A 6232-nucleotide genomic window follows, 5' to 3' on the forward strand; every position below is an offset into this window, starting at 1 on the left:
CGCCGCGAACGGCGGGCTTTCACCCTCGTCACGCCACAGCAGTATCAGCTGTTCTGATTCCGGCGGCAGGCTATCCGCATCGTTTCCACCTGTGGTAACCACCGTAACCACTTGCGGGAACCGTGTTCCCCACTTGTGGGAACGGCAGTTCCCGCAAGTGGAAACCAGAGGAAACACCCGTCAGACGGCTCAGCGCATCACCTCACGACCGATCACCTGCGGATAGTACTCGTACTCCAGCGCATGTACCTTGGCCGCCACGTCCGCAGCCGTATCGTCGGGCAACACTGCGCAACGGTACTGGGCAATGACTTCGCCCTCGTCGTAGTGCTCGTTAATATAATGTATAGTGATTCCACTCTCCGTCTCGCCGGCAGCCACCACGGCCTCGTGCACGCGGTCGCCGTACATGCCTTTGCCCCCGAACTTGGGCAGCAGCGAAGGGTGTATGTTGACAATCTTATTGGGATAGGCCCGAAGCAGACAATCGGGGACGCGCGCCAGGAAACCTGCCAGCACCACAAAGTCGATGCCCTGCTCGCGAAGCAGCGCAAGCACCGGCTCGCCGTCCGCCCAGTCTTCCTTGCCGAAATAAGCACACGGAACGTCCAGTTTGCGCGCACGTTCCAACACAAACGCATGTTGCCGGTTCGTCAGGACCAGCTTCACTTTCACCTCTTCGCTACCTTGAAAGTAGCGGATGATATTCTCGGCATTCGTACCGTTGCCGGATGCAAAAATCGCGATGTTTTTCCCCATATTTTTCTCAATCTGTGCACAAAACCGTGAAAATTGTGCAAAAATCTGCATTTTGTTCGCCAAATATTTGTTAGAAACGATAAATATTCATTCCTTTGCCCCGCAAAATTAAAGAAATAAAACTAATTATTAATTAAAAACTTAAAGTTATGTCTGAAATTGCATCAAGAGTAAAAGCGATTATCGTCGATAAATTAGGCGTTGAAGAATCAGAAGTTACTAACGAAGCTAGCTTCACTAACGATCTGGGAGCAGACTCTCTTGACACTGTAGAACTTATCATGGAATTCGAGAAAGAATTCGGTATCTCTATCCCCGACGACCAAGCTGAGAAGATTGGGACTGTAGGCGATGCTGTATCTTACATCGAAGAACACGCTAAGTAATTTTAATCCGTTCATTTCTTAGTATGGAATTAAAAAGAGTTGTAGTAACAGGTCTCGGCGCCATTACTCCCATTGGCAACAACGTTCAGGAATTCTGGGATAGCCTTGTGAATGGGGTTAGTGGAGCTGGACCTATTACTCATTTCGACGCATCCCTTTTCAAGACCCAATTTGCATGCGAAGTGAAGAACTTCAATGCAAGCGACTATATCGACCGCAAGGAAGCCCGCAAGATGGACTTGTATACACAATATGCCATCGCTGTAGCCAAACAAGCCGTAAGCGATTCCGGTCTTGATGTCGAAAATGAGGATTTAAACAGAATCGGCGTCATCTTTGGTGCCGGTATCGGTGGAATCCGTACCTTCGAAGAAGAAGCAGGCAACTATGCCATCAACGGCAAGGAAATGGGTCCTAAGTTCAATCCGTTCTTCATCCCCAAGATGATTTCGGACATCGCTGCCGGACAAATTTCTATCCTGTACGGTTTCCATGGTCCCAACTACGCAACCTGCTCAGCATGTGCCACCTCTACTAACGCCATAGCCGATGCATTCAACCTCATCCGTCTGGGTAAGGCCAATGCCATCGTAACCGGAGGTTCCGAAGCTGCCATCGCCGCTTGCGGTGTAGGCGGATTCAACGCCATGCATGCATTATCCACGCGTAACGATTCGCCCGAAACAGCCTCACGTCCCTTCAGCGCAAGCCGCGACGGTTTCGTAATGGGTGAAGGCGGCGGCTGTCTGGTTCTCGAAGAACTGGAACACGCCAAGGCACGCGGCGCTAAAATATATGCAGAAGTAGCCGGCGTAGGAATGTCTGCCGATGCTCACCACCTCACAGCTTCCCACCCCGAAGGCCTGGGAGCCAAGCTCGTGATGAGAAACGCATTGGAAGATGCAGGCATGCAGCCTGAAGAAGTAGATTACATCAACGTACACGGTACTTCGACTCCCGTGGGAGACATCTCGGAAGTGAAAGCTATCCAGGAAGTATTCGGAAAACATGCTTACGAGCTGAACATCAGCTCTACCAAGTCAATGACAGGACACCTGCTGGGTGCTGCCGGAGCGGTAGAATCCATCGCAAGTATTCTGGCCATCAAGAACGGCATCGTTCCCCCGACCATCAACCACGAAGAAGGAGACAATGACGAAAACATCGACTATGACCTGAACTTCACCTTCAACAAAGCACAGAAGCGCGAAGTAAACGTTGCCTTGTCCAACACATTCGGATTCGGCGGTCATAACGCATGCGTCATCTTCAAGAAGTACGCAGAATAATTCAGCATCGTGTTACGCAATCAAATAGACAAGATAAGGCTCCTGTTTCACAAAGACAGGAAGTCTTATCTTTGTTTTTATAAGATACTGGGCTTCTACCCGCGCAACATACAAATTTACCAGCAGGCACTGCTGCACAAATCCACCTCCCTGCGTTCCGAAAAAGGCCGTCCCCTGAACAACGAACGGCTGGAATTTCTCGGCGACGCCATCCTCGACGCCATCGTAGGCGACATCGTCTATCGTCATTTCGAAGGGAAACGCGAAGGTTTCCTGACCAATACCCGCTCCAAAATCGTACAGCGCGAAACACTGAACAAGCTGGCCGTGGACATCGGACTGGACAAACTGGTAAAGTCGTCCACCCGCTCGTCGTCGCACAACAGCTACATGTACGGCAATGCTTTCGAAGCCTTCATCGGTGCCATATACATCGACCAGGGCTACGACCGCTGCAAGCAGTTCATGGAGAAGAAAATATTCAAGAGCTACATCGACCTGGACAAGATGTCGCGCAAAGAAGTCAACTTCAAGTCCAAGCTCATCGAGTGGAGCCAGAAAAACAAACTGGAAGTATCTTTCGAACTCATCGAACAGCTTTTGGACAAGGACTACAATCCTATGTTCCATACCGAAGTCCGCATTCTGGGGCTTTCGGCCGGAAAAGGTACAGGCTATTCGAAAAAAGAATCGCAGCAAAACGCTGCACAAATGGCTCTGAAGAAGCTGAAGAGCGACCCGCAGTTCATGGAAAGCCTCGAAGCACTCAAAGCGCAAGCCACTGCCGCTGCAGCCCAAGCCGCCGAAGAGTCTCAAGCAACCGAAGCCGAACCGGCACAAGCGGACAGCACCGCTCCTGCGAGCGAACCGCTTGCCGTCATCGAGACTGAAATAACCGTCGAAGCCGAAATCGACGCATCCGCTCCGGAAACGACAGACAACCTGCTGACGGAATCGTCCGACGACACTTCCGCCTCTAAAGCATGAAACGAGGCCATAGGCCCCGTTCCACTTTCATTATACTCAAGTTTCAGGTAATTTCCTACTTTATCCGAAGCAGACCCCCATCCGTCTGCCTTGCACCACCAGGTCGTGGTCTTCGGTCACCAGCTTCAGCTTGCCGGCTATCTCGTCCAGCGATACCGACGATATTTCGTTGCCTTTCAGCGTTATCATGCGTCCGAACTGGCCGTTGGCTATCAGTTCCGTGGCATGGCCTCCCATGCGGGTGGACAGGTTGCGGTCGAACGGTGTAGGCGAACCGCCCCGCTGTGTGTATCCCAACACTGTTTCGCGTGTCTCGATGCCCGTCTCGTACTCTATCTCCTGGGCAATGTATTCGCCCGCCCGCTTGCGTCCGTCTGTCTGTATGCCTTCGGCCACCACGACAATCGAATACGGTTTTCCCTTCTTCAGGCGGTTCAGAATCGTTTCGCCTACATTATGGATATTGTAAGGGATTTCCGGAATCAAAATCACATCGCCACCTCCAGCCATGCCCGAATACAGAGCTATCCAGCCTGCCTTGTGCCCCATTACTTCGATCACCATCACGCGTTTGTGCGAACTGGCCGTAGAATGCAGGCGGTCGATCGCTTCGGTAGCTATGCTGACAGCCGAGTCGAAGCCGAATGAGAAGTCTGTTCCCCAAATGTCGTTATCGATTGTTTTAGGGATGGAAACGATGTTCAGCCCCATAGCCGCCAGTTTGGCAGCAGTCTTCTGCGTTCCGTTTCCTCCGATGCAAACCAGACAATCCAGGCCCAGTTCACTAACATTCCTGAGGATCAGTGAAGGCTTGTCGACGTCCGATATAATGCCGCCGCGTTTGAAAGGCTTCTCGCGCGAAGTACCCAGCATGGTACCGCCCAGATTGAGCAGCCCCGACAGAGATTGTTCCGTCAGCGTTTCCACATCTTTTGTCAGCAGTCCCTGAAAACCGCTGTGAATACCGATCACCTCCATTGCATAGTGATTGATGGCTGTCTTGCATACACCACGAATCGTAGCATTGATGCCGGGACAGTCGCCTCCCGAGGTCAGAATTCCAATCTTCATAACGTATTAGTTTAAATTTCCTTTCTTTTCATCTATATGGACGTAAAGGTAGAAAAAAAACAGAAAAAAGATAGAGAAGACGATAAATAAGATTATTTTTGCGCCTTGAAAATCTGATCTCAATAAGAAAGATGAATATTACTAATTTACTGAATAAGATATATTTCACTCCTCGCTATAAAGAGATTGAGCTCTATGCAAACCGTGCCGAAGAACTACAGCAACGAGTGTTGCAGCGGTTGTTGCACAAAGCCGCCGGCACCGAATGGGGAAAGAAATACGACTATGCCTCCATCCGTACTTACGAAGATTTCAAGAAAAGACTTCCCATACAGACTTACGAAGAGATAAAGCCCTACGTGGAACGACTGAGAGCCGGAGAACAGAACCTGCTCTGGCCAAGCGAAATACGTTGGTTTGCCAAATCGTCGGGCACTACAAACGACAAGAGCAAGTTCCTGCCTGTCAGCCGCGAGTCGCTGAAAGACACGCACTACCGCGGAGGCACCGACGCCGTGGCATTGTATCTGCAACAGAATCCCCAAAGCCGCTTCTTTACGGGAAAGGGTCTGATACTGGGCGGAAGTCACGCACCCAACCTGAATACCAACCATAGCCTGGTGGGCGACCTCTCGGCCATCCTGATGGAAAACCTCAACCCGCTGGTCAACTACATCCGTGTGCCGAGCAAGCAGACGGCACTGATGGAGCACTTCGAACCCAAAATGGAGGCCATCGCACGCGAAACCATCCATGCCAACGTCACCAACCTGTCCGGCGTCCCCTCGTGGATGCTGGTGCTCATCAAGCACATTCTGGAGAAGACGGGCAAGCAAAGCCTCGAAGAAGTGTGGCCCAACCTGGAGGTGTTCTTCCACGGCGGTGTGGCCTTCACGCCCTACCGCGAACAATACAAAGATGTCATCCGCAGCCCCCGCATGCACTATGTGGAGACTTACAACGCCTCCGAAGGTTACTTCGGCACCCAGAGCGACCCTGCCGACCCGTCGCTGCTGCTGATGATAGACTACGGCGTCTTCTACGAGTTCATCCCCTTGGAAGACGTAGGCAAGGAACAGCCGCGCGTCTATAGCCTGACGGAAGTGGAACTGGGCAAGAACTACGCCATGGTCATCTCCACTTCGGCCGGTCTCTGGCGTTACATGATAGGGGACACCGTGAAGTTCACGTCGAAGAATCCTTATAAGTTTGTCATCACCGGCCGCACCAAACACTTCATCAATGCCTTTGGCGAGGAGCTCATCGTGGACAACGCCGAGAAAGGTCTGACCCGCGCCTGTGCCGAGACGGGTGCCCGCATCACCGATTACTCCGCCGCACCGGTCTTCATGGACGAGCATGCCAAGTGCCGCCACCAGTGGCTCATCGAGTTTGCCCAGATGCCGGACAGTCTGGAGAAGTTTGCCCGCATCTTGGACGACACGCTGAAAGAAGTCAACTCCGACTACGAAGCCAAACGCCAGAACAACCTGGCTCTGCAACCGCTGGAAGTAATCGTGGCCCGACAAGGCCTCTTCCACGACTGGCTGGATCAGAAAGGCAAGCTGGGCGGACAGCACAAGATTCCTCGCCTGAGCAATACACGCGAGTACATTGAAGAGATGCTGAAGCTGAACCAGTAACAAGGAGCCTCTCAAAATCATTATACAATAATCCCCCCGCCCAGCAGCAACCCCTCGGCATCGTAAAAGGCAGCTGCCTGCCCCGAGGCAATGGCTT

The 6232-nt window shown here is 51.9% G+C and carries 8 protein-coding genes; 5 read left to right on the forward strand and 3 right to left on the reverse strand.

Annotated features, from left to right (window positions below; genetic code table 11):
• The coding region (locus tag QVP67_RS01675; RefSeq protein ID WP_288179781.1) for a hypothetical protein at window positions 1–226 on the forward strand (226 nt) is incomplete at its 5' end.
• Here the strand turns inward: QVP67_RS01675 and purN are convergent.
• Complete coding sequence (purN, locus tag QVP67_RS01680) at window positions 190–810, reverse strand: phosphoribosylglycinamide formyltransferase (protein ID WP_022161831.1); 621 nt, start codon at window positions 808–810, stop codon at window positions 190–192. The two genes, QVP67_RS01675 and purN, sit on opposite strands and share 37 nt — an antisense overlap.
• A gap of 98 nt (window positions 811–908) precedes the next feature.
• Here purN and QVP67_RS01685 point away from each other — a divergent pair, with 98 nt between their 5' ends.
• Genes QVP67_RS01685 through rnc form a run of 3 tightly spaced genes read left to right on the forward strand, consistent with a single transcriptional unit; the run spans window position 909 to window position 3421 of the window.
• Window positions 909–1145 carry an acyl carrier protein gene (locus QVP67_RS01685; RefSeq protein WP_004291965.1) on the forward strand — a complete coding sequence of 79 codons (237 nt, stop codon included), beginning with the start codon at window positions 909–911 and terminating at the stop codon, window positions 1143–1145.
• A 23-nt stretch (window positions 1146–1168) separates the two neighbouring features.
• Window positions 1169–2434, forward strand: a complete 1266-nt coding sequence (gene fabF / locus QVP67_RS01690; RefSeq protein ID WP_022161832.1) for a beta-ketoacyl-ACP synthase II — start codon at window positions 1169–1171, stop codon at window positions 2432–2434.
• 9 nt (window positions 2435–2443) lie between these two features.
• A complete protein-coding gene (gene rnc / locus QVP67_RS01695) occupies window positions 2444–3421 on the forward strand; it encodes a ribonuclease III (protein WP_022161833.1) in 978 nt (325 codons plus the stop codon).
• Window positions 3422–3481: 60 nt separating this feature from the next.
• Here rnc and QVP67_RS01700 read toward each other — a convergent pair whose 3' ends face one another.
• Window positions 3482–4492, reverse strand: coding sequence for an ATP-dependent 6-phosphofructokinase (locus QVP67_RS01700; protein ID WP_022161834.1), 1011 nt, complete (start codon window positions 4490–4492; stop codon window positions 3482–3484).
• A gap of 131 nt (window positions 4493–4623) precedes the next feature.
• Here QVP67_RS01700 and QVP67_RS01705 point away from each other — a divergent pair, with 131 nt between their 5' ends.
• On the forward strand, window positions 4624–6135 hold the full coding sequence (locus QVP67_RS01705) for a GH3 auxin-responsive promoter family protein (protein WP_288179782.1): 1512 nt from the start codon (window positions 4624–4626) through the stop codon (window positions 6133–6135).
• 20 nt (window positions 6136–6155) lie between these two features.
• On the opposite strand, the gene QVP67_RS15670 is transcribed toward QVP67_RS01705, so the two are convergent.
• The coding region (locus QVP67_RS15670; RefSeq protein ID WP_369677335.1) for an aminomethyltransferase beta-barrel domain-containing protein at window positions 6156–6232 on the reverse strand (77 nt) is incomplete at its 5' end.

This window comes from Bacteroides sp. CAG:633 (assembly GCF_000435115.1).
In the GTDB taxonomy this organism is placed as follows: Bacteria; Bacteroidota; Bacteroidia; order Bacteroidales; family Bacteroidaceae; genus Bacteroides; species Bacteroides ndongoniae.